This window comes from Alkalibacterium sp. 20 (assembly GCF_001885615.1).
GTDB lineage: Bacteria > Bacillota > Bacilli > Lactobacillales > Carnobacteriaceae_A > Alkalibacterium.
Genome location: NZ_LSRN01000097.1, coordinates 1 through 1,648, shown reverse-complemented (window position 1 = coordinate 1,648; position 1,648 = coordinate 1). Strand labels below are relative to the sequence as shown.

Here is a 1,648-nt window from a genome sequence, read left to right as displayed (position 1 = left end):
ATATGTGATAAGTCTAACAAATTTAGCTGCATAAATAAAGCTTTATTTGAAATCTGATATTATTCTACCGACTATATTATCTTTGATTATATAATTTTTTTCGAGATTGGTGTAAATAAAGGTTTTCGTAAACTCTGTGAGTTCTGTCATTAATTTTCTCGCATTTTCTTTATTGAACGTTTGATCCATTGAAAATAAACCGGGCGCTTACTTGAATGCGCCTCTACGGCTTCCGTCTTTCTTCATCAAAAAGAGATTATTGTGAGAAAGATTGAAGACTTTCTTCAAATACAATGATTTTAATGAAAATCATTTACCACTGAAGAACCTTTGTTGTTTGAGTAATCACTTGGGAATTATTAAGTGACCACTGGAAGAATCACTATTTTGGAGTTGGCCCTTGACTCGACTTCCAGTGCCCGCTCATTAGCAACAACACACTGAGCAGATACTAAGCAAACACCCTACTCCTTACTCAAGATATTCAGTCACTGAGTAGGCACTTATTCATCACAGTAACTATACCAAGGCACAATCCAGCTCTTAATAATGGTCATACTCGCCCCAGTGGCGAGTATGATTCTTTTATACCTTTCAAAGGGTGTTGAAACTGACTGAGGTCAGTTTCTCCCTACCAAAATCAATAAATAGTCATTTCTTTATCTTCCAACGACCCAGCCGCCGTCCATGGTGACAGTGGATCCGTGCATATAGTTAGAATCTTCTGAGGCCAGAAAAACGGCGAGCGCCGCCACTTCCTCCGGTTTACCTGCTCGTTTAGCAGGGATATCTTTTAGACGTTCGTCTTCGATTCCTTCCGTCATTGGCGTCTCAATAAACCCTGGCGCAATCAGATTGGCTTTGATTCCTTTCCCACCGAAATCATAGGCTAACTGTTTCGTGAAGCCTTCCAATGCATGCTTGGATGTGACGTAAGCAGAACCACCAGGTCCAGCCACATGCGTCGCCTGTGAGCCGACGTTAACGATCGTTCCGCTGCCTTGTTCTATGAAGTGAGGCAAGACCGCTTTTGTTGCCAAATAAGGACCTTTCACATTCACCGCCATCAATTTATCGTACTCGTCTTCTTCCATTTCTACCGCTGTTTTGTAATTGTCGTGAATACCGGCGCCGTTATACAAGATATCGATCTGTCCAAAAACTTTGATTGCTTTATCGATGACGGTTTTTATTTCAGCGGCTTGTGTCACGTCGGCTTTCGCAAATACCGCTTCCTGACCGTTAGCTTTGATTGCCTTAACGATACGGTCCCCGTCTTGTTCTTTACGGCCACTCACAACAACTTTGGCTCCTTCGTTCGCATAGGCCATAGCCGTCGCTTCTCCGATTCCAGATGTCCCGCCAAAAATAATGGCTACTTTGTCTTTTAATTTCATGTTTGATCTCCTCTCATTAAATAGTCTACTTCTTAAGATTACAATGAATGATGGCCATAATTCAAAAAAAAGGATTTAAAAGCCCTTATCCGATGATATGCTCCCCCTAAAGTAGACACTTAAAAAAGTAAACTACTTCAGGGGGCGTTTTTTATGCGTTCAAATAGTAAGCATACGGTTAAAGAACTTGAAAATTATATTCTAATGTTTCTAGATGATGGATTGAGTATAAAAGAATTAAGTGATACTTT

At 40.5% G+C, this 1,648-nt stretch carries 1 protein-coding gene; it reads right to left on the bottom strand.

Going from position 1 to position 1,648, the window contains the following annotated elements:
• Nucleotides 1–659 precede the first annotated feature (659 nt).
• Complete coding sequence (locus AX762_RS11915) at nt 660–1,397, bottom strand: SDR family NAD(P)-dependent oxidoreductase (RefSeq protein WP_071849327.1); 738 nt, start codon at nt 1,395–1,397, stop codon at nt 660–662.
• Nucleotides 1,398–1,648: the final 251 nt, after the last annotated feature.